This window comes from Cupriavidus pauculus (assembly GCF_002858765.1).
Taxonomy (GTDB): Bacteria; Pseudomonadota; Gammaproteobacteria; order Burkholderiales; family Burkholderiaceae; genus Cupriavidus; species Cupriavidus pauculus_B.
Genome location: NZ_PJRP01000007.1, coordinates 171,871 through 194,644, shown reverse-complemented (window position 1 = coordinate 194,644; position 22,774 = coordinate 171,871). Strand labels below are relative to the sequence as shown.

Annotated in this window: 13 protein-coding genes; 8 read left to right on the top strand and 5 right to left on the bottom strand. The window is 58.9% G+C overall.

Going from position 1 to position 22,774, the window contains the following annotated elements; translation table 11 throughout:
- The 5 genes from CYJ10_RS16735 to CYJ10_RS16715 form a co-directional block, all read left to right on the top strand.
- A partial coding sequence (locus CYJ10_RS16735) for a glutaredoxin domain-containing protein (protein WP_101682715.1) occupies positions 1–515 on the top strand: 515 nt, incomplete at its 5' end.
- Between the two features lie 201 nt (positions 516–716).
- Positions 717–6,230, top strand: coding sequence for a trifunctional serine/threonine-protein kinase/ATP-binding protein/sensor histidine kinase (locus CYJ10_RS16730; protein ID WP_101682612.1), 5,514 nt, complete (start codon positions 717–719; stop codon positions 6,228–6,230).
- A gap of 130 nt (positions 6,231–6,360) precedes the next feature.
- Complete coding sequence (locus CYJ10_RS16725; RefSeq protein ID WP_101682611.1) at positions 6,361–7,368, top strand: bestrophin family protein; 1,008 nt, start codon at positions 6,361–6,363, stop codon at positions 7,366–7,368.
- Between the two features lie 557 nt (positions 7,369–7,925).
- Positions 7,926–8,507, top strand: a complete 582-nt coding sequence (locus CYJ10_RS16720) for an NADPH-dependent FMN reductase (RefSeq protein ID WP_257993372.1) — start codon at positions 7,926–7,928, stop codon at positions 8,505–8,507.
- A gap of 1,744 nt (positions 8,508–10,251) precedes the next feature.
- Positions 10,252–10,707 carry a nuclear transport factor 2 family protein gene (locus CYJ10_RS16715; protein WP_101682610.1) on the top strand — a complete coding sequence of 152 codons (456 nt, stop codon included), beginning with the start codon at positions 10,252–10,254 and terminating at the stop codon, positions 10,705–10,707.
- Between the two features lie 811 nt (positions 10,708–11,518).
- On the opposite strand, the gene CYJ10_RS16710 is transcribed toward CYJ10_RS16715, so the two are convergent.
- The 3 genes from CYJ10_RS16710 to CYJ10_RS16685 form a co-directional block, all read right to left on the bottom strand.
- Positions 11,519–12,754 (bottom strand): MFS transporter, encoded by a 1,236-nt coding sequence (locus CYJ10_RS16710; RefSeq protein WP_101682609.1) that lies wholly within the window; start codon positions 12,752–12,754, stop codon positions 11,519–11,521.
- Positions 12,755–13,747: 993 nt separating this feature from the next.
- Positions 13,748–15,346 carry a nitroreductase family protein gene (locus tag CYJ10_RS16700; RefSeq protein WP_101682607.1) on the bottom strand — a complete coding sequence of 533 codons (1,599 nt, stop codon included), beginning with the start codon at positions 15,344–15,346 and terminating at the stop codon, positions 13,748–13,750.
- A gap of 629 nt (positions 15,347–15,975) precedes the next feature.
- Entirely contained in the window at positions 15,976–16,230 is a 255-nt protein-coding gene (locus tag CYJ10_RS16685) for a hypothetical protein (RefSeq protein ID WP_101682604.1), read from the bottom strand.
- A gap of 657 nt (positions 16,231–16,887) precedes the next feature.
- On the opposite strand from CYJ10_RS16685, the gene CYJ10_RS35115 reads away from it, so the two are divergent.
- Together CYJ10_RS35115 and CYJ10_RS16675 are read left to right on the top strand one after the other, a co-directional pair.
- A complete protein-coding gene (locus CYJ10_RS35115) occupies positions 16,888–18,522 on the top strand; it encodes a methyl-accepting chemotaxis protein (protein ID WP_101682603.1) in 1,635 nt (544 codons plus the stop codon).
- A 292-nt stretch (positions 18,523–18,814) separates the two neighbouring features.
- Entirely contained in the window at positions 18,815–19,603 is a 789-nt protein-coding gene (locus CYJ10_RS16675; protein WP_101682602.1) for a glutamate racemase, read from the top strand.
- Between the two features lie 288 nt (positions 19,604–19,891).
- On the opposite strand, the gene CYJ10_RS16670 is transcribed toward CYJ10_RS16675, so the two are convergent.
- Complete coding sequence (locus tag CYJ10_RS16670) at positions 19,892–20,782, bottom strand: LysR family transcriptional regulator (protein WP_101682601.1); 891 nt, start codon at positions 20,780–20,782, stop codon at positions 19,892–19,894.
- A 148-nt stretch (positions 20,783–20,930) separates the two neighbouring features.
- Here CYJ10_RS16670 and CYJ10_RS16665 point away from each other — a divergent pair, with 148 nt between their 5' ends.
- A complete protein-coding gene (locus CYJ10_RS16665; protein WP_101682600.1) occupies positions 20,931–21,323 on the top strand; it encodes a carboxymuconolactone decarboxylase family protein in 393 nt (130 codons plus the stop codon).
- A gap of 1,092 nt (positions 21,324–22,415) precedes the next feature.
- Here CYJ10_RS16665 and CYJ10_RS16660 read toward each other — a convergent pair.
- The coding region (locus CYJ10_RS16660; RefSeq protein WP_101682713.1) for a GNAT family N-acetyltransferase at positions 22,416–22,774 on the bottom strand (359 nt) is incomplete at its 5' end.

The following is a 22,774-nucleotide window of genomic DNA, read 5'->3' as shown; positions in this document are numbered from 1 at the left end:
TGTGCGTGTCGGTCAACGACACCTTCGTGATGAACGAGTGGGCCAAGGACCAGGAGTCCGAGAACATCGTGATGATCCCGGACGGCAACGGCGAATTCACCGACGGCATGGGCATGCTGGTGGACAAGGCCGACCTGGGCTTCGGCAAGCGCAGCTGGCGCTATTCGATGGTCGTGAAGAACGGCGTGGTGGACAAGATGTTTATCGAGCCGGAAGAGCCGGGCGACCCGTTCAAGGTGTCCGACGCCGACACGATGCTGAACTACATCCAGCCGGACGCCAAGCGTCCCGACCAGGTGGTGGTGTTCTCGAAGGTCGGCTGCTCGCACTGTGCCAAGGCCAAGCAACTGCTGCAGGACAAGGGCTACGAGTACATCGACGTGCCGCTGGATAACAAGATCCGCGGCAAGGTGCTGGGCGCCATGTCCGGTGAGATGACCGCCCCGCAGGTGTTCATCAACGGAAATCTGGTGGGCGGTGCCGTCGCCCTTGAACTGTACCTGGCGGCTAGCTGATCCCACCCGCACGGCACTTAGTCACTTCCTCCGATAAGTATTCGCCCAGGTTTATGGTCTTCTCGACGACATGGCGTTGTGCGGGAAGCGGTGTATTCTGAAAAGGTTGCCCAGACCCAACTGATGCGCGTGTTCTGATGCTACGAACGGCGGCAGCCTACCGAGGCGGGTATGACGAACCCTTCACATGGTTTGCGCGCGATGGGAGACAGTCGAAGCCTTCAAGTCTTGTGGGAGGACGCTGAGCGCGTCTTCTGCAGAGCTCGACGTCCGTATGAGGGAGGCGTTGACGACGTGCTGATGGTGCGGCCCGGCACCGGCCATCTGTCGTCAGCCAGCTTTGATCGGATCACGCATGAGTTCCGCCTGAAAGACGAGCTCGATAGCACGTGGGCAGTCCTACCCAAACGGCTTCTACAGGAAGACGGTCGGCCATTGATGCTGCTTGAGGACCCAGGTGGCGAGCCGCTCGAGCGGCTGCTTGGCGCACCGATGGAGGTGGGGTCTGTCTTGCATTTCGCCGCCGGCGTTGCGGCGGCGCTGGGTCAGCTTCATCAGCGTGGCCTTGTCCATAAGGATGTAAAGCCCGCACATATCCTCGTGAATTGCACGGATGGGCGGACGCGCCTGACAGGCTTCGGCATCGCCTCGCGGCTGCCGCGCGAACATCAAAGGCTGGACGCGCCTGAGACCATCGCTGGAACGCTCGCCTACATGGCGCCGGAACAGACCGGTCGGATGAATCGCACGATCGATTCACGCAGTGATCTCTATTCGTTCGGTGTTGTGCTCTATAAGATGCTCACCGGGACATTGCCTTTTTCAGCGACCGACCCGATGGAATGGGTTCACTGCCATATCGCCCGCAAGCCCGTGCCACCGAGCGAGCGAATGTCGGCAATACCCGAGCCGCTTTCCGATCTCGTCATGAAGCTGCTCGCCAAAACTGGCGAAGAACGCTACCAGACCGCAGCCGGCGTGGAACACGATCTGCAGCACTGCTTGGATTGTTGGGCGCGCGATGGCTGGATCGATGCGTTCGCGCTCGGTGAATGTGACACGCCGGACCGGCTGGTGATCCCAGAGAAGCTGTACGGGCGTGAGCGCGAAGTGAATGCACTGGTAGCGGCATTCGAACGTGTCGTCACGACGGGTGTGCCGGAGTTGGTGCTGGTATCGGGATACTCTGGCATCGGAAAATCCTCCGTCGTCAACGAACTACACAAGGCGCTGGTGCCGCCCCGAGGCATCTTCGCCGCTGGCAAGTTCGATCAATACAAGCGCGATATTCCCTATTCGACCCTGGTGCAAGCGTTCCAGAACCTGGTGCGACCGCTGCTCGGCAAACGGGAATCCGAGTTGGTCCAGTGGCGTGACGCGTTGCTGGAGGCCATGGGGCCGAACGCAAGGCTCATGACCGACCTCATTCCGGAACTCAAGCTCATCACGGGTGAGCGGCCGCCGGTGCCAGAGCTTGAACCCCAGCAGGCGCAAAGCCGATTTCAGCTGGTGTTTCGTAGATTCATCGGTGTTTTCGCCACGTCGGAACATCCGCTGGCGCTCTTCCTCGACGATCTGCAATGGCTCGATACGGCGACGCTCGATTTGCTCGAGGATTTGCTGATACGGTCGGAGTTGCGCCACCTGATGGTAATTGGCGCCTATCGAGACAATGAAGTCGATGCCGCTCATCCGTTGACGCGCAAGCTGCTGGCCATTAAAAGCGCCGGCGGTCAGGTAGAAGAGATTGCGCTTGGAAGGCTTTCCCGTGATCACCTGGGGGAGCTGATTGCGGATGCGGTCCGCTGCGAGCCAAAGCGCGTGCTACCGCTAGCGCAACTCGTTCATGAGAAGACTGCGGGGAATCCGTTTTTCGCGATTCAGTTTCTCTGTTCCCTGGCCGCTGAGGAGTTGCTCTTTTTCGATCATGACGCGACGTGCTGGTCATGGGATCTCGATCGCATCCACGCAAAGGGGTACACGGACAATGTCGTGGACCTGATGGTTGGAAAGCTGAACCGCTTGCCTGTCGAGACGCAAGCCGCGCTGCAGCATCTCGCCTGCCTGGGAAACATGGCCGAGTTCGGGATACTCGCAACCGTTCTCGCGGTCCCGGAGAAGCAAGTCCACGTTGCGTTGTGGGCGGCCGTCCATCAGGAACTGGTCGAGCGGTCCGAGGGCGCCTACAGGTTTATCCATGACCGAGTCCAGGAGGCTGCCTACTCGTTGATTCCCCTGGCAATGCGCGCGCAGGTTCATCTGCGGATCGGTCGCCTGCTGCGCGCACAAGCGCCGGCGAGCAGGCAGGAGGAAGCGATCTTCGAGACCGTGAGCCAACTCAATCGCGGGGCGTCCCTGATCACCCTGCAGGAGGAGCGGGACCAACTCGCGGAACTCAACCTGATTGCAGGGAAACGTGCTGGCAGGTCCAGTGCCTACGCCGCGGCGCTGAATTACCTGAATATCGGGGTGGCGCTATTGGCCGAGGATAGTTGGGAGCGCCAGCACGAACTCACCTTCGCGCTGGAGTTGAGTCGCGCCGAATGCGAGTTCCTCACGGGCCAGTTGTCCGTCGCGGAGGAGCGCCTTTCAGCCTTGTCGAAGCGCGCATCAACAAACGTGGAACGGGCAACCGTCGCGTGCCTGCACATGGACGTCTGTCTGGTTCTCGATCAGAGCAGCCGTGCTATTACTGTCGGTCTAAGTTGCCTCCGAGATTTCGGTATCGAATGGTCACCGCATCCCGATGACGAGGCGGTGCAACGTGAGTACGCGCATATCTGGACGGTACTAGACGCGCGAGTCGTTGAAGATCTTATCGATTCTCCGCTAATGGAGGACCCTGCGTCCCTCGCGACGGTCGATGTTCTTATGAAGATCTGGACGCCGGCCCTGTATACCGACGAGAACCTGGCGTCCCTGACCATCTGCAAGGCGGTGAGTCTGAGTCTTGAGCACGGCAACTGCGATGCCTCGACTTTCGCCTATGTCATTCTCATCAGAATTGCCGGACCACGCTTCGGCGACTACCAGGCCGGATTCCGTTTCGGCCAACTGGGTTTTGAGCTCGTCGAGCGTCGGGGGCTAAAGCGCCTCGAGGCGAGAACATTCGTTTGCTTTGCGCTGTTTGTCGTGCCTTGGATGAAGCACGTGAGGGCTTGCCGCGAACTGCAGCGTCGTGCATTCGATGCGGCGAACCGCGTCGGTGACCTGCAGTATGCAACCTATACGCGCAATGATTTGAATTCGAACCTTATCTTCGCCGGCGAGCCGCTGTCCGAAGCGCAAGATGAGGCAGAGCATGGCCTCGCGTTCGCGACGAAGTCAAGGTTCGGTCTTGCCATCGACATCATTGCAACGCAGGTGGCATTGATTCGGACACTTAGGGGCCTCACATCCAGATTTGGGTGCTTTGATGATGAGCAGTTTGATGAGGAGAAAATTGAACGCCGTTTTTTGGCGAACCCGGAGTTGGCGATTGCCGCATGTTGGTACTGGATTCGGAAACTGCAGGCGCGATGTATTGCCGGTGACCATACGGCAGCGCTAGATGCCGCGTCGAAGGCGAGGGCGTTACTCTGGACCACGGCGTCGTTCTTCGAGGAAGCGGAATATTACTTCTACTGCGCGCTATCGCATGCCGCCTGTTGCCATTCCTTATCTGCCAACGACCGGGCGCAGCATCTCGAGGCGCTCGCCACGCATCATCGGCAACTGGAAGTCTGGGCCGACAACTGCCCGGAAAATTTCGAGTGCCGTGCTGCATTGGTGGGCGCAGAGATCGCCCGGATAGAAGGCCGCAATTTTGATGCAATGCAACGCTACGAGCAGGCCATCCGATCAGCACGCGATAACGGATTCTTGCACATCGAAGCGCTGGCCAACGAGCGCGCTGCGCAGTTCCACACCGAGCATGAGTTCCACGCCATTGCCGAGATGTACTTGCGCAACGCGCGCTACTGCTATCTGCGTTGGCAAGCCGACGGTAAGGTACATCAACTCGAGCAATTGTATCCGCAGCTTGTCGCGCAAGTGTCCGTCCCTGACCCAATGGGCACGATGGCAACGTCGGTCGAGCACCTCGATCTCTCGACCGTCATCAAAGTGTCGCAGGCGATCAGTGGAGACATTGTCCTGGATAAGCTGATCGAGATGGTCATGCGCACGGCGATCGAGCAGACTGGCGCCCAGCGTGGCCTGCTGATTCTGCCCAAGGCAGGGGAACAACGGCTGGTTGCCCACGCGATGACAAACGACGAGGACATTGTCGTTCATCTGAGAGACGAACCCGTGGGCGCGTCTTTACTGCCGGAGTCCGTGCTTTACTACGTCATGCGGACCAGAGAGAGCGTCATCCTCGACGATGTGGCGGCAGATCCCGCATTTTCCTCGGATGCTTACATCCTTCAGCATCGTGCTCGTTCTATTCTTTGCCTGCCGTTAATGAGTCAGACAAAGCTCACTGGCGTGCTCTACCTCGAGAACAGTCTCACCGCGGGCGTGTTCACTCCCGCACGCATCACCGTACTGAGGCTCGTGGCCTCGCAGGCGGCCATCGCGTTAGAGAACGGGCAGCTATACAGTGAACTCGTGGAGCGTGAAGCGAAGATCCGGCGCCTCGTCGACGCCAACATCATTGGAATTATCATCTGGAATGTCGCGGGCCAAATTCTCGAGGCCAACGATGCGTTCTTACAGATGGTGGGCTACGAGCGCGACGACCTGATCGCGGGCCGCGTAGGTTGGAAGGATCTGACACCTCGGGAATGGCAAGCGGGTGACGAACGTGCGCTACAGGAGATCGGGAAGACGGCGCGCGTCGAGCCCTACGAGAAAGAGCTCGTCAGGAAGGACGGCAGCCGTGTTCCCGTCATGGTCGGGGCCGCCACGTTCGAGGTCAGTCGAATGGAAGGTGTTGCGTTCTTTCTGGACCTCACCGAGCGCAGACAGGCAGAGGAGAAAATCCGCGAGAGCGAGGGCCGTTTTCGCGAGGTGCAGACGGAGCTGGCGCACGCGAATCGTGTGGCAACCATGGGGCAGCTCACGGCGTCAATTGCGCATGAAGTCACCCAGCCAATCTCGGCAACAGTGACGAATGCCCAGGCCGCATTGCGGTGGCTAAGCGCACAGCCTCCCGATCTGGAAGAGGCCAGTCAGGTGCTCAGTCGCATCGTCAAGGACGGGAATCGGGCGGTCGCCGTGATTCGCGGCATCCGAGAACTGGTCAAGAAGGCGCCACCACGCAAGGAGCCATTGGATATCAACATGGCCATCCACGATGTGATTGAGCTCACTCGGGGCGAAGCACGCAAGCATCGTGTCTCAATGCAATTGCTTCTGACCGACGGATTGCCGCTCGTTCAGGGAGATCGGGTCCAATTGCAGCAAGTGCTTCTTAACTTGCTCATCAACGCGATGGAGGCGATGAGCGGCGTCAGTGATGGCGTGCGCGAATTGCTGATCAGTACAAGACGCGCGGATGCGGGCTGCGTACTGGTGTCGGTGTGCGATTCGGGGATGGGTTTCTCCGCGCAGGACGCTGAACGCCTTTTCGCCCCCTTCTTCACGAATAAGTCCAGCGGCTTGGGAATGGGGTTGTCCATCTGCCGTTCGATCATTGAAGCCCATGGAGGGCGATTGTGGGCGAGCGAGAATGTGCCCCGCGGTGCGATCTTTCAGTTCACGGTACCTGATTGCTCAGACGTTTCACCTTGATAGGCGTCTTGGTAGGCGTCTCGGTAGGGGTTTCCCATATCCTTCTCAAGCTTGAGGGTAGCCTGCCATACTGGATTCCGGCAGTTTCGGATGTTTCCTTAAGTCGTAGAACTTCGCCATTAGTCCGCACATGCACCTAGGAAAATCGTACACGGTCTCGGAATTCATGTTCTGGTCGAGACGACAGTTCTATGCTTCGCTAGCGTGCAGTTCGGTTCCAGTGGTCCTCTATCAGATCGTTGGTCTCAAATGGCTGTCGATTCCTGTCTCGGTTGTTGTGCTGCTCGGCACGGCAACGTCATTCATCGTGGGCTTCAGGAATGTGCAGACCTACAGCCGGGCTCTTGAGGCGCAGCAAATCTGGACCGAAATTCTGAATGGCAGCCGATGCCTAGGCATGATGTGCCGTGATTTCCTGAAAGGGCAGAAGGACGGGCGAGAGCTGATTCGCCGGCATTTTGCATGGCTCACGGCGCTACGCTACCAACTGAGGGAGCCAAGGATCTGGGAGAACGTGGGCAAGCGATCCAACATGGAGTACCGGAAGTATTATCGCGTCCCAGAGTGGGAGACGCCGTTGGACGAGGCGCTTTCACGGTATTTGTCACAGGCTGAAATCGACTCTCTCGCGGATGCGCCGTGTAGGACGAGCCGATTGCTTGGGACGCAGTCGGAGGCCATCAGACGCTTGCTTGACGTTGGTGAGATCAGCAACGCTTTTCATCTGGAGTTAGAAGCGTCTATCAAGGGGCTGTTCGTTCAGCAAGGTCGGGCGGAGCGCATCAAGGACTATCCGTACCCCAGGCAATATGCGGTCATCAACAAGCTCTTTGTCCGTACTTTCTGCCTGCTTCTGCCCTTCGGCATTCTTACGGAGTTCGAAAAGCTCAATTCCCTCACTACGGGCTTCATGCATGGAAGCATGACCTGGCTGGTCATTCCATTTAGCACGATGATTTCTTGGATGTACCTGGTGTTGGAAGAAGTGGGCGAGAGCACGGAAAATCCGTTCGAAGGAAGCCCCAATGATGTACCGATGGCGCAGATTTCTAGAAAGATCGAGCGTGAGCTCATGGATATGGTTCGCGAGACGAGTAATGTTCCAGAGCCGACGGGCGAACGCGGAATCTTGCTCTAGAACAATCGAAGACCAGCCAATTCACGCCCGACAGGACGTCGGCCGGCAACGCCTATGATCCGCAGGGTTTGTGGGCGTGCATGCACCGACATGCCCTCTTGTGGCACGCAATTGATCGGGGGGCGCGCACGTTACCGCCGAAGCTAGCTGCCTAAATAGACCGTGCGACGTGGTTTTATGTCATTAACATTCATTTTTGCGGAGATATCTGCGACCAAAGTGTGGCAGCCCCCATGCCGAGAGGGACTTGCCGCAAGACGATTACCGACTGCGGATTCAACCGGTCGATGCAACACACTGGCTTTGCAAGCCTGAGGGGTGCTGCAACGGCGAATCTACTACGCCGAGACTAGTCGGCAATGTGCCGGGGATTGCGGACCGCCAGGCCCTGCCACGCTGCACGGGTTGCGAATTCGCACGCTTCTATTGCGTTTGAACGGCCACGCGTGTTGCGCGTGCCCGATATGGCTACCAGAGTCGACCGGCTGAGGGCACCATACATGGCAGCGCCAGGCCCTTTGCCAATGGTTTCCCAACTATCGTCCAATGGAGACAGTGTGAGTACCCGAATCCTTGCTTTGAGTGGCAGTTCGCGTCGCGATTCCCTGAATCAGAAGCTGCTGGATATTGCCGCCCATGGTGCGCGCGATGCGGGTGCAACCGTGACCTCAATCCGGTTGGCGGACTACCCCCTGCCGCTCTACGACGGGGATCTGGAAGCCGATCATGGATTGCCTACAGAGGCGGGGCGTCTGCAATTGGAGTTCGGCCGGCACGATGCTTTCCTGATCGCTACCCCAGAGTACAACGGTGGCTATACCGCTGCGCTGAAGAACGCGCTGGATTGGGTAAGCCGCCCTCAGCCGGATGGCACGTCGGGTGTGGCGTTGTTCTCAGGCAAGGTGGTCGCGATGGTGTCTGCCTCACCGGGGCAACTGGGCGGGTTGCGTTCGCAGACGGGTCTACGTTCGGTGCTCGACAAGCTGGGGCTGCTGGTAATTCCTGAGTCTTTCGCTCTGGGGCTCGCGCATCAGGCATTCGACGGGGAAGGGCGGCTTAAGGACAAGAACGCCGAGAAGGCTGTGACCCAGGTAGGCGTCGCGCTGGGCCGCACAGCCGGACGGCTGGCGACGCGCTGAGGCACGAGCAATGCTGGTGCTCACGCCGCCAACTCGTCCCTGACCGAGTCTTCTGCGACGCTCGATCCGGCCAGTCGGCGTGGCAGTTGATTATCGGTAGCCGACGATTGATTCTGCTGGATAACTCGCCCAAAAAAAACCCTCGTGCCGGGTGGACGAGGGCTGAAAGTGGAATCGAGCGAGTCGCACATACACTCATTCAGGAATGATCGCCTCCTGGCTATGAGGGCGCATCATCAATTTAGATGATGTTGCGCCCCGTGGACACGCAGCGGCGAAGGAGATGCGGCAGCCGATCTCCAGGAACGGCAAAGGTCGCACAACCCTTCACGGCCCTTTGTCACCATTGCCCTTGATTCTTGAATTATTGCCGTGGCACCACTTTGCGAGTGGGCCCGAAGCTGATCTGTCTGGGTAGCTGAGGTCTTCTGCGTCTTGGTCCTGTACCAAATCCGTCGCACCGACGTGCGCGGTAGCCTTTGGCGCCAGCGGCAGTCGGTGAACTACCACGTCAGCCTCGACCGCGCTGGTGGCGCTAAGGCAGTCTTATTTGGACATCCAGTGCGCAATAACCATGCACTGTGATGTCGTAGAGAATTGCCGCTGGCGTCAGGCCAAGCAGTGGAGTGGTTTCCTCAAGTTCCGCGTCAGCGGACGACTCAACGGTTCCAAGCCATTGGAGTGCTTCGCGTGGAACTTGTGTGAGGGGCGTGCCGGCGCAGACGAAAATCGCACGATGCCCACGACGATGGATGGTGATTAACATGCCGACCTCAGCACGGGAAGCACCTGATCGACACCGGCGACGGGTGTGCCGGTGCGTGTCTGCGGGGTGTAGCCAATTTCGTGTCTCCTTTCGACTTCGCGAGATCATCTAACGCGCCTCGCGTTGGCATAAGGCTAAAAGCACTGCGCGAGCCCGACTTTGCAGTTCGTGCCAAAGGCATTGCTTTCCATGACAGGAAATGGCCTGAAAGGGATCCATTTGACAATGATCAAAGGAGGGCGCGTCGGGCTGTCCGCAGTGCCCAGTCGGTTGAACTCCTCAGACACACTTGGGACGAGCGCCATTGGAACATTTGATGCAGCATCGCTGCAGCGCAGCTGAACCTTGCAGAAGGGTCGCACCCAGTCGGACGTCCTGGCGAAGGACGATCCGCTCTTCGGGAAAAGCGTCCGCAAGCTTTTCGCGATGCTATGCAAGCAAACTTGAAAGTGAGGCGAGCGTGTCAGGTGAGACCTAGATTTGGCATCTCGCGCCATCAGCCCAACGCGCAGTTAGATAATGCGTTGGCACATTGCTCCGCTTCGATCCAACGCCCGCGTGACCAGGCGAATGGCTGCCGCCCAGGTTACGCCGGCGCAAGCGCCAGCGGGTCGTCCCGCTGCGAGTTGCCGCGTATCCCTCACTGTAGGCGAGCCTTGAGTTGGCCAATGAGTGGCTGATTGCGGAGGTGGATTCGACATTTGAACGGTATTACGAGAGGGTCGGCTAACGACCGTTGATGGCTGCTGGGAAGAGCCCGATTGCGCGCGGCCGAAGAGCCCGGCGACGACTGGTTGACTTGTTGCTTGGTGGGCCTATCCAAAGAAGTCCCCTCGCTACGTGCGAGGACGCACATACGCGGCTTCATGGCGGAATCATAGAGTGGCCTGGCTGCACGTGAGGTACGTTTGTCACCCTCGGCGGAGTAGCCCAGCAAAGCTGTCTTCTCTTCGTACCGAAGTCCAACGGAGCATTCTCATGAGAATAATCAATCTCGTTGTGTCTGCATTCATCTCGGCCTTGACGCTGGCTGCACCGCTGGCGTTAGCACAAGACGGTAGCGTCAAGCAGCAAATCTCTGCGTTGTCAGATGAGATGATCCAGGCAAACTTGAAAGGCGATGCCAGCTTCTATCAGAAGTACTACGCCGACGACGCCATAATCGTCCACGGCAACGGCAAGCTGTTCACGAAGGATCAGGACATCGTGGATCTCAAGTCTGGTGCTCTAAAGTACGAATCAATCGACGTGCGAGAAAAGACGATTCATGTGTACGGCGATACGGCGGTCGTTCACCTTTTGCTCACCTTCAAAGGATCGCTCAGTGGACAAGCGTTTGATCCGATCAACCTTCGTAGAACCGTGGTTTGGGTCAAGCAGCAGGGAAACTGGAAGGTTGTCGCGTGGCAGGTAACGCGAGCAGAGAACAAGTAAGCATTTGGCTGACATTTGCCGGGTGTTGGGGGCACGGGGTCCAGTCAGCCATCGATGTCACCTGGCCTCCATGGCCGGTCAACGAATGGTTGCGGCGACGTGCGCGCCAACGCGTCCATGTGTGGTGAGTCGACAACAGCTTCCGGCCACAATGCAGCGCTCTTGCCCAGCTTCAGGCGGATCGTCAGACGACGACGGTTCTCCGAAGCCGGACTTCGGGCCCTGCATCCGAGAGTCACAAATGGCGGGTCATCTCATGCGGCTCGGAGTCAGTGGCACGAATGGCTTCCCGGGCAGAGGCTGCGGAGAATATCTTCGGCGTCCGCCACGCCTGACCGCTAAGTGTCTCTCGGCTGCAGTTTCCTAAAACTGGATAGTGCTGAAGACGGGGTTGAGGACACAACGGCCTCTCGCTAGAGTCGCGCTGATATATCAAATGCGCGGTACGTCTGCGGCCTGGGAGCAGACACGGCTGGATGTTGCCCTCGAGCGCGGTGCGCATCCCATCCTCGATAGGGAAGGAGCGCCCGATCATTCCCGTGCTGCGGCTGTAGACGATGCGCCCCGTCGGGCAGCCATACCTTGAGCGCCACGATGCGCTCGCCGAGCGGCGTGTTCTCGATTAGCTTGCCGAGCTCGAAGCGGTCCTGTGCGGTGAGGTCGTCGGCGGCATTAACCGGGGCGCGCATCATTAGGCTTAACGCGATCAGCTTGTTAGATCATGCTGTATGCCACGTCGCCGGTACGTTATGCGCGCCTGTCGCACTCGGAACCCACTGATCGGAGGCAGCCTGGACCAAACAGGTTTCCGTTAGTTGTGTGGTCTGACACGCCTGAATGCAGTAAGGATGGCGACGTCGTAGGTGATCTTCAGTACGCCACAGGCCAGCAGCGGAGCGCTGGTCCAACCCATCGCCATCAATCCGCCCGCCAGCACGGGTCCCGCTGCCGCGGCCAGGCTTCTCGGGACCGCGGTCAGGCTCGCAGCCGCAGTACGCTCGGACGGTGTGACCACCGCCATGACATACGCCGTCCGGGTTGGCACATCCATCTGCGACAGCGCACTTCGCGCGAGCAACAACAGCAAGGTCAGCGTCAATGACGGCGCGAAAGCGGCTGCGATGAGGAAAACGCTCGACGGAATGTGTGTAAACACCATGGTGTTCAACAAACCGATCTTCCGCGCCAGGGGTACCGCGAGCAATTGAGAAACCGTTGTCAATAGGCCTGCCCAGAAGAAGAACTGGCCCGCCGCTCCTGGTGACAGCCCGAAGCGTTGCATCAGCCAAAGTGTCAGCAAGGCGTTCACAACCAGGCCGCCTGCAAATGCGTCCACACTGAAAAGCATCGCCAGGCGGATCACGATGCGACGCGAGTCGCCGAGCGGTGCGCTCGTCGAGGACGGTGATTGTGGCTGACGTTCTGGGAGTCGGGCATAGAGCGCCCAGAGCGCGATACCCGTCAAGGAATAGACGACAAACATCAGCCGAGTCGCCGCCATCCATGAGAGGCCAGCGTGCACGGATATCCAGCCAGGCAGCGCTACGGCCAGGGCGCCCACCGCAGCAGAAAGGGCTCCCACAAGGCTGTAGCGAGCGAACAGTGCCGTGCGCGCATCGGGAGTCGCCGATTCGGCCAGGCGGGCCTGCTCCAGCGGCAAGAACACGCTGACGTCACCAGAGCTTGGGTTCAGCGTACCGACGAACGCGACGATCAACAGCGGCCAGAGGGAGGAAAGGCCAGCAAATCCCAAGCCGGTAGCTGCCATGAGCACCGCCGCCAGCATCAGTAAGCGACGTTGTGGGAAGCGTTTTCCTATGAGGCCGACCAGTATCGTCGATGACGCGGAACCGATCAGTGTGGCGCTGCTAAGTAGTCCGACGACAAACTGGCCGAAGCCGAGACCCAGCAAGTACGCCGGCAGAAGCACTGCAATGAACCCATCACAGAATCCGCGCAGTGCTCTCCCGACAAGTATCGGTGCCACGCTTGTATCTATACCCGATGGCAGCACAAGCAGCGCAAGTTTTGATCGGATGGTTACCATTGCAAGCGCCGTGCGTGCACGCACCGAGACCGCATTGCGGATGTGACTATGTGGATGTTTTGGGGTGGCCACGCATGCTTCTCAGCCTGGCAACGAGCTGTACGCATGACTTCAATGTTGTAGAGATCTCTACAAAGATGGAGCGTTGGTCGCTGCCGAAGATCCTTGAAAAGGATGGCGTATTGCCGAGTATCGAGTCTTGCACATAGGGCGGCAGGTTTTAGCGTTGATTGACCGAGTGGACATTCCGGGCTTGGCATTGGACGCATACCTTCGACGAGCAAGCGAGTGTCGAGAGCCAACGGATAAAATGGCCCACGCGGGAGCTAGCGATGGTCGACGCGATGAGCGCTGGCTTCGACGCGCGCCAACAGCAAAACTCGCCGACCGTTCGGGCGGGGAAAATGCGCGAACCTGGCAGGAGATGACCTATTTCCTGCGGTGGACGACCCGGTCCCACCAGTAGTGGAGTGGATGAGCGTGTTCCGGATAGAGGACGGACTTGTGAAAGAAACCCGCGCGGAGCGCGAACGCGTACAGAAGCACGATTACGGCTAGAAATACGATGGAGGTTGTCATGACACACTCCTAGGCTTGCTGCTTCCAGTATAGGTCTGCGACACGCGGCGCGATTCAATTTCTCAGGCCGTTGCCGGCGAATCCGTCTGGCCCACGAAGACTCGCGCGGCACCTTACTTCGTCATGTAAGCGACGCAATGCCACTAGTATTGAAATGAGTACCTGGCATCGATGTGCAGTGCCGGCTCACGATGGGCCGCGATTCGGACAATGTAGGCGTAGATCCCAATCATCACGCCTAAAGGGAAAAGTGCCAAATCATCGGGCACCCTTCGTGAGGGTTGACGATGAGTTCACTGTTTGGAGAAAGGGCAGATCGAAGTTTGTTGCTCAGTCTGTCCCAGCCGGAAAATCCGGTCCGGACCTCCGTGCCACGCTCGTTCACGATAGCCTTGGTCTGCCGGCGCTTCCGGGTCAAGCCTGAACCTCATACGGGGCAAGCGTCGACAAGCGTTGATCGACCATGGCGGAGCCAACAGTAAAGTGGTACAGGCTTTGCCATGCGCGATCCTTGATGCCGAGCACGGCGTGCATTTCGTCGTCGAAGAAGCAGCCGATTCCCGTGGCACGTTCCCCGGCGGCTTCGGCTTCAAGATAGAGTGCCTGGCCGAGAATGCCGCATTCCCAGAAGAGATGGCGATAACGCCATGGCTGTTCCAGGGCAATTTCAAAGTTTGCGAGCATACCCAACGCGAAGTAGGAATCGGCGGCGATATCCTGGTGGCAGCAGATCAGTTTTGCCACTGCGCGTAGATCGTACGGCAGCAGAAGATAGAGTGGCAGATGATCCGGTCCAATTTTCTGCCACAGCCATTCCGGGCGCATCGCCTGCTTGAGTCCAGGCAGCGCCCCAGGGTTTCTCACCAGCACGTACAGGCCCGGCTCTAGTCCTTCCACGCGGTGAACCAATAGCGCCAGATGCACCGCAGCAGGAGACATCAGTGCGTTCCAGGGTGGCGTATCGCGATGCGCCAGCGTGCTTGCGAGCATGGTAAAGAAGGCGGCGGCGGTGAGGCGCGCCGTGCCATCGAAGCTCGTGGCGCTTCGGCGTTGCCGGGCGATTCGGGCAAAGCTCAGGTCGAAGGTGGGCGCTGCAGGCCACAGGCGCGGCTGCGGATTCATTGGGGTCGGTTCGCGAGTCAGAGACTTGCGCGTGGCCCGATCGACCGAATCGATATCCGGCCAATCTACGTGTCCCGCGCTTAGCTGGTTTGCGTTGCCGTACCAGTGCGCCTTATCGAGAGCGGACCGCAGGCGTTCCAGGTCAGGCTGTGTTTCCGCATTGCCGATCCAGAGGATGACATCTGGCACCTCACGCTCGGTGGCTCCGAAATCGTCGTTGCGATCCAAACCAAGCAATGCGGACAAGACTGCATCCGCAGCAGTCTCGATTAGCCGTGTCTGCCATCCTAGGGCCGCTGCCGCATAACTGACCGCCGCAATGGCATGGCCGCAGTCATGCTGGCAGTAGCGCCAGGCGCGCATTCCGTACTTCCATGCCTCGCGCCAATGGATCGAGCTGATGCCAACCAGGATACCGCCGTCCTGGAAAGCCTCAGTCCATGATGGATCATCCAATGTTGCGCGCCGCTCAAGGACGTGGTCGCGGCTCAGGTAATGGTAGACCCCGCCCGGCAGACCAGGCAGGGCAGGACAAACAAGATAGCCCTCGGTCGGATGCAGATTACCGCTTGAAGGATTGCAGCGTAGTGCCCAGCGCTGAGCGCCAAAGGCTTTCCATGCTGACAAACCGAGTGAAAGCTCAAACAGGATTGCAAGGGTGTGAAGGCTGAAACCCTGCGCGGGCGGCAGGGCGCCGCAGCGCAACGCGTTGTAGCCTGTGGACAAGGTGTCCGCAGCCAACGGCAGAGCAATCCGCGGTGAGCCCTGGAATGTGCGGAACAGATCTGGCTGGGTTGCCCAGTCGAGCGATCCGGGACCTGGAGCGTAGTGGTCGACGCGGTGCTTGCTGCGCTCGTGATACTCAAGCAACGCTTGCGCATATGGGTTCATGTTCCTTTTGCCCGAGAATGCCCGCTATGCCCCGCTGCCACATCAAATGGCTCGCTCTGTCATGCAGTCGTCACCGACATCATAAGGATGGGACTCGATCACTCTAGGCGGATATGAACGTATTCGCTGCCTATTACGAAGCAGAATGCCTTCGGCAGGAAAATGTGCTGATAGCACAACATGAGGCGTTCCGTGCATTTCGAGACAGGCATCACGGCGAATCGCTCAAACTCGACTGAAGCGAGACGCGAGTACGTCCCCGGACCCAGCGGATGCCATGTGCCGCCGACCATTGCGTCGGATGTGGGAAACACCTTCCGGCGAGCGTGCAAATGCAATCAAACATCCTCTCCAAGGATCACGTCTACGGCCGCCCGTCCCGCCAACTCGGCCACAAGATGTGCCCAACGCCGAGTGTATGGGCCGCCCAAAACCTTTGTTCGCTTGCCTGTGACGACAATGCCTGGCGCTGGCATGGGGCCTTCTATCTGGAACCACACATCGAACATGTCCTCGGATGAAATCTTGAGATCGACATGGATACCGAACCCACGATACTCTGTTACGCGCTCCATACGTTCCCCTGAAGTACGGCAAGCCGCCGCGCGGGGATCGGCTTCGTCTCAGCGCTAAGCAGTGGAGTTGGCGACGGATTGCTGACTTGCACTTCCGGCAGCCAGCACCCAGTCTGTCTCGTCGCGAAGGGTGCTGACCCGCAGGATGGTGTACATAGCGGTGCCCGGCGCGATGGGATCGCTCGCCGGAAATGTCATTTCAAGCGATGCGTCCACGGCAGCCTGATAGGTATGGCCTTCCTCTGGGCCAAGCATCGCCGCGCGGCCACCGTGTTCCTTGTGCTGGGCGGAGGTAATGATCCTATGCATGTTCACTCCAGTGTGGCTGTGATCTGTCAGGACTAGTGCCCTGCCAGGAGGACTCTCTCCGGACGCCACTGCGGTGAGGCGCATCGTGCGAATCGCTTCGGCATCTCCCTCACCCGACGAATCAAGGGTGATACCTAACCACGCAAAAGTCGGTACGCTTGCGGACGGTCTCGCGCGATCGTGCGAGAGAGTAGCCATCAAGGTGTCCACGCCAACGAGCGGTCTCTGGTTCTTTGCGGTCGTCCGAGAGCAACCGGCACCCAGGTACCTCGATTCTGGCTCGGTCGGAATTGATCGAATTCGGTCGAACGGACGGCGTCAATCCCCCACCCAGTAGCGGACGGCATGTGCGCCGCACAAATTAATCGGTGCAAACAACTATTGACCGGGATGTGCCCGCGAGAGTCTAGTCTCTGAGGCTCCCACCCCATTGTGCTTTTCAGTTGTTGTGCCATTGAAGGAGGGCGTTGGCGGTATTTTGCCGACTCAGCCACTCGCACCGCAAACGCTTCATATCAATACAAGATCGACGCGAATCGCGATTTGCCGGATACGAGTAGATGCCTGGTTTCTCGGAAGGGAAGCAGCCTGATCGTCCAATTAGCCCAGGCACCAGAACTTTGCGTACATGAGCAGGAATTCCTTGAGGAGTATTTGATGAAGTTGGCGGACACACGGGTCAGTACCCGGCTGGTGGCAGGTTTCCTCTTTGTACTTATCCTGCTGGCGATCATCGTCGGTATTGCCTGGTGGCGCCTGCAAGCTAGTTCCGGTGTCATATCGACGATGATGGACTACGTGCTCGTGAAGGAGCGCCTTTCATCCGAATGGGCGGCGAGCACCAATTCCAACGGCGCGCGCACCATGATTCTCGTGGAAACTACCGATCCGGAGCGGCAGAAACAGATTCAGGCCCAGATCAAGAAAACCAGCAACAGGATTAGTGAGATTCAGAAGCGGTTGGAAGCACTCGCGCAAGGGTCGGAGGAAAGTGGCCTGTTCGCAATGATCGCTGAAAAGCGTAGTACCTATCTTGCCGCCAGGGACCGTGTATTTAAGGAGCAAGCAGTCAATGAAGATAATGCTCGTGAACTGATGCGCGCAAGATTGGAGCCGGCATTGAACGATTACGTGGCAACAATCGGGAAAATGACTGCCTATCACTCGGCACGCAGTACAAGCATGAGCGAAGAGATCTTGCGCCTGTCACGCGCATCGCAGCAGCAAGTGCTGATCCTGGGCGGCCTGGCGGTGCTCCTGGGCTTGGGCATCGCGTTTGTCATTTCCAGCAGCATCAGGAAGCAATTGGGTGGGGAGCCGGCCTACGCCGTCAAAGTTGCGCACCGCATCGCGGCCGGCGACCTGACCAGCACCATCCGCGCGGCGGGCGGGCCAGAGGAAAGTTTGTTGAACGCAATGGAAACCATGCGGGAGAGCCTGGTGCAAATCGTTGGCGATGTGCGCAACGGCACGGACACCATCGCCACCGCATCGAACCAGATTGCCGCTGGCAATCTCGAGCTCTCGTCGCGTACTGAGGAGCAGGCGGCCTCGCTGGAGGAGACTGCGGCGTCGATCGAGGAACTCACCGGCACGATTCGCCAAAACACGGAAAACGCCAAACAGGCCAGCCAAGTTGCGGTGACGGTATCGGAGGTGGCGGTGAAGGGCGGAGACGTGGTGTCGCAGGTCGTGGAGACGATGGGATCGATCAATGAGTCCTCCAGGAAGATTGTGGACATCATTGGTGTGATCGAGAGCATCGCGTTCCAGACCAACATCTTGGCCCTCAATGCCGCGGTGGAAGCAGCGCGGGCTGGCGAGCAAGGCCGAGGGTTTGCTGTCGTGGCGGGGGAGGTGCGCGCACTGGCCCAGCGGTCTGCGGCAGCGGCGAGGGAGATCAAGACGTTGATCGACGACTCGGTGGCGAAGGTCGATCAGGGCAATCAGCTTGTCGGAGAGGCGGGCACCACGATGGGCGAGATTGTCTCGGGCGTCCGGCGTGTGACGGACCTCATGGGCGAGATCACGGCGGCCACGCAGGAACAGTTCTCAGGGATCGAGCAGGTCAACCAGGCGATTGCGCAGATCGACGAGGTGACGCAGCAGAACGCTGCCCTGGTGGAGCAAGCATCCGCGGCGGCACAGTCCATGCAGGAACAGGCACGCACCTTGGCCCAGGCCGTAAGGGTGTTCAAACTTGAAGTGGGCACGTCGCAGTCCGGTGGGGCTCCTGGGCATGTGGTCAGGTACGGCGGCCCCGGCTTGCGGCACAGCAGCGCGCTTGAATGACTGCGATGCGGCGCCTGAGCGCACGTGGGCTGCGGACGGCGGTCGCGATCAAATGGTGATGGGCCGCTGGCCGGGAAGAGCCCGATCGAGTAGACAGCCGACCTGCTGGCGGCGATGGGCGATAGCCGATTGCGGATTCAACCGACCGTCATGCATCCTGGAAGCGTGCCTCCGGCATACTTGACCAGCCCTCGAACCATCGAATTTCTCTGGGCCCTCCACCGGCGGACGCAATCTGCTTGCCCGCTCCTGGCTGTAAGATACCTTTCCCAATGAATTGAGAGCATCTGGAATGCAACTCCATCGTCCAATCGGGATCTTTGACGCGGGTATTGGAAGCTACGCCATAGTCGAACGGGTGCGTGCTAGATTCCCGGAGCAAGATATCCTCTACTTTGCGGATCGCGAAAGCTTCCCATATGGAGCAAAGACTCCTGACGAACTGCTAACGTCCGTTCAACGGGCGACCGAATATCTTCAGGAGCAAGGTTGCGTTGCGGTGATTCTCGCATCAAATGCTCCCAGCATAGTTGTCCTTACACCGCTGCGAGCTGCTGTCACGGTACCGGTGATTGGGGTGTTCCCCCCCGTCCGGGAGGCTATCAACCGTTCCACCACAAAAGAGGTTGCTGTCTTCGGCGTCCGCTCGATGACCGACAGTCAAGCTATGCGCGCATTTGCGAATGAGCATCGCGAACCTCACAGCATCGTCCATTTAGTCAACGCATCAGCGCTAGTTGATCTGGTCGAGACATTCGCCTTCATCAATGCCCCTGAGGATACGCAGATCGTTGTGACCGACTTCGTTGCGCGCGTTAGGAGTAATCAGCCTGGCATCGATGTGATGACGTTGTCGTCGACGCATCTACCCTGGCTGAAGCCATTCTTTGAGATCGCTGCACCGGATATTTTGTTCATCGACCCTGCGGATACGGTAATCGAGGAAATCGCGACCCATACCTCGCAGGGAAAAGGCCGAACGGTATGCGTTGCCACAGAAAGCGAAGAATTATCCTTGCTGGCGTTCAACGCTGCATTAGGAGCACTAAACGCGCCTATTCGGGCGAGTCTCAAACGGTGAGCCTGCCGCTTGTCCAGAGTTTGAGGATGGACTCTCTGATGTGGGTGAGTGCTTTAGGCAGATCCAGGGAACGCTTGGGGATTCAAGCGCTGCCGAGAGCAGGCCACGAAGAAATTGTCGGCGACCTGGGCGGCCATCCGAGACTGACTGATCCAGCCGGACCCGGTCCCTAACAGGCAGGTCAATCGCAGAACGCTGTTTGCTCGGCTATGGACGGCAGAAATGGAGTGGGGCAGGGACTCAGGGAGTCAACGCCGTTCATCCGATAGATCATTGACACCGTGGCTGCTAGGGGTGTTTGTTCACTTCTACCGCTGCGACCAGTACTTTCCATACGCCCGGCCTGTCGGCGGGCGAGGCAAGTCCGATGCCAACCGATAGTTCGTCCCCCTCAACCAGGGATCTGTAGGCGACGCCTGTGCGCCTCAAGGCGGTGAACGATTTCGGCAGCAGGGCTATACCCCGCCCATTCGCCACGTCACTCAGTAGAACGTGATGGTCCGACGGCTCCCTCAGTTTTGATGGCGCGAATCCATGACGCGAGAAAATCGTCTGGCAGTGGTCGTAGAACGCGGGCTGTCGCGCACGCTCAAACCACAGGACTTTCTCACGTGCCAGGTCCGCGAGACCGACTGCTCTGCGCTTCGCCAGAGGATGGGCTGAAGGTAAAGCGACCACCATCGGCAGTCGGTCGAGTTCCCGAACATCCAGCCCATGCGCGTCCGTCGGCAGCGCTATGAAGGCCGCATCCAGTTTGCCGCCACGAAGCTGACGTATGAGTCGCGGCGATGTATCCGAGAAGGTCGACACGAGCGTTCCAGGATGAGTCGCTTGCACGCGTTGTACCAGCCCGCGAAACCAGGCCGGTTCCACGGCGCTGGTGAGGCCAAGTCGAAGGTTGGCCGGCAAGCCTTGGGGCGTGAGCGCAGCCTCGGCCTCGCGAAGCAATTTCGCGACGTTGCGCGCATAAGGGAGCAGCTTCTCTCCAGCAGGGGTGAGCGTCACGCCGCTCGTGTTGCGGTCAAACAGCCGCGTTCCCAATCGCTCCTCGAGGTCTCGAATCGCCCGGCTCAGTGGGGGTTGAGAAAGATGCAGGGTCTCGGCCGCCTGGCGGAAGCTCAGCGCATCCGCAACGGCAAGGAAAAGCAAAAGGGATCGGGAGTCGAGGCGATAAGGCATATCAAAAAGGTATCACGAACTTGGTCATTCCGCATGTCCGAGACCGGCTCTACAGTTGCCGCACAACACTTCTGGAGAACTTCATGAACTTTGCACACTATGCTGTCCTCGTCCGAATTGTTCGGCGAGATCGCAAAGGAGCTGGACAATGAGCGCCGAGCGTTACGACCGCGGCTCACGGATGCTGGCTGCCGTGGATGGTGTGGTCGGCCTTCAGGTGGTCGAAGCGCTGGCAAAAACGTTTCCGGACTTTGCGCGCTATGTGGTTGAGTTCTCGTTCGGCGACATCTACGCGCGGGAGGGGCTTGGGTTGCGCGAACGGGAACTGGCAACAGTTGCAGCGCTATGCGCGCTCGGAAATGCTTCACCCCAGCTTCGTGTGCATGTACATGCCGCATTGCACGTCGGCTGCAAACCAGGGGAGGTGGTGGAAGTTGTGATGCAGATGGCGGTCTATGCTGGATTTCCGGCGGCGCTGAACGGATTGGCCGTCGTACGCGAGGTCTTTGCCGAATCAGGGATCCAGTTGCCACTGGATTGAGGTCGCGGGGCCAGAGGGATAGCCGGTCTCTGGCCTCGGCCCAATATGCCTGTCGGTATTCACGGTTAGCACGTCGCCTCTAGTACGTTCCCGTGACGTCAGTCGCGCTGTCTTGGGGGGTGTCGCGTCGACAAGGAAAGCCGAGCTCTACATCGTTCTTTTCCAAGAGCGCTTCGCCGCAAGCTCCACGCTTGTCGAAATTGACATCGCTGGCCTAACGCCATTGCTTGCATCGTCATCCCTCGACGCCACGCTCCACTACGGTCATTGGTCGATGGATCGGCGCGATGCTCCCTTGTGGACCCTTGTGTAATCGGTCTACAAGGTAGAGCGGCCGGGGAATGGTGGCCGAGTCGTTCGACAGAACGATGCGCTGGTCGGTCAGTGCAGACGTGACAGAGCGGCTCGACTTCCGGATGGGCGTTGCGTGGGTTCGACTGGAAAAGGCCTTGAATGCGCAGGTACTTGTTCAAGAACCGGTGCCCCTGACCGGAGGTCGGGTCAAGGGCACCGCCTGGCGGTTCTGCTCTTGTTTGTTTTTGGTGGAGCAGAGAGAGAGGTGCTGCATTCACCAGGGTCAAAGCTTCCTCCCTGTCTTGAAGGTGAGATTTAGAACGCCCCGCGCACCTTCAAGGCGGACGAAGTCTACCCGTAGGTAGGTGTCCGCGAAACACCGCCATGCCTCAAAATGACCCGTAAATATGCTTATATATACATATATGGGCGACTATCGCACAAAGAAACGTTTGTGCCGTGAAACTTCTTTATGAATCATCTGTTGAAAACTGCAAGGCGGAACAAATCCGAGTGTGCGAATCTGCCCAGATTGGTGGCGTTTCGGGACTGGTTGCTCGACGAAGTGGCCAAGGCGCTTCCGGTCACCCTATCGGACGAGAAGGGTTGAAGAGGGCTGCAGATGACGCCAGATCGACTTCAGCAATTGGCAGGACTTGGCCGGTCTCTGCCATGGGGGCGTTCTGGCATGGACTTGCTGGCGTCAGCGGCAATTACCGACCCCTAACAACCAGCCCGAAGGCCTCGCATGACTGGCTGTAATCGGTTGCCTTCCGTACGGTCCAAGGTGATGGCAAGTCAGTCGACAGCGTTGAAGGCATCGCTGTACTGCACGATGCCTTCGGGCGCTGGCCCACGCAAGGCCAGCGCCATGAAGTAGTCGGGTGGCACTCCCGGCAATTGCAGGCTCACATGGGCGTGAAAGCCAAAACGTTCGTAGTACGCGGGGTCACCAAGCAATACGCAGCCTGCGGCCTGCATGGCTCGCAGTTCCGCCACCGCCTGCGCCATCAGGCGCGAACCAATGCCTTGTCCCTGCCTTTGCGGCAGAACGGAGATAGGTCCCAGACCGTACCAGCCTTCTGCCTTGTTGCCGTGACCATCGGTGATGGTCACAGGCGAAAGGGCCACATGGCCGATAATCTGGCCGTGATCCT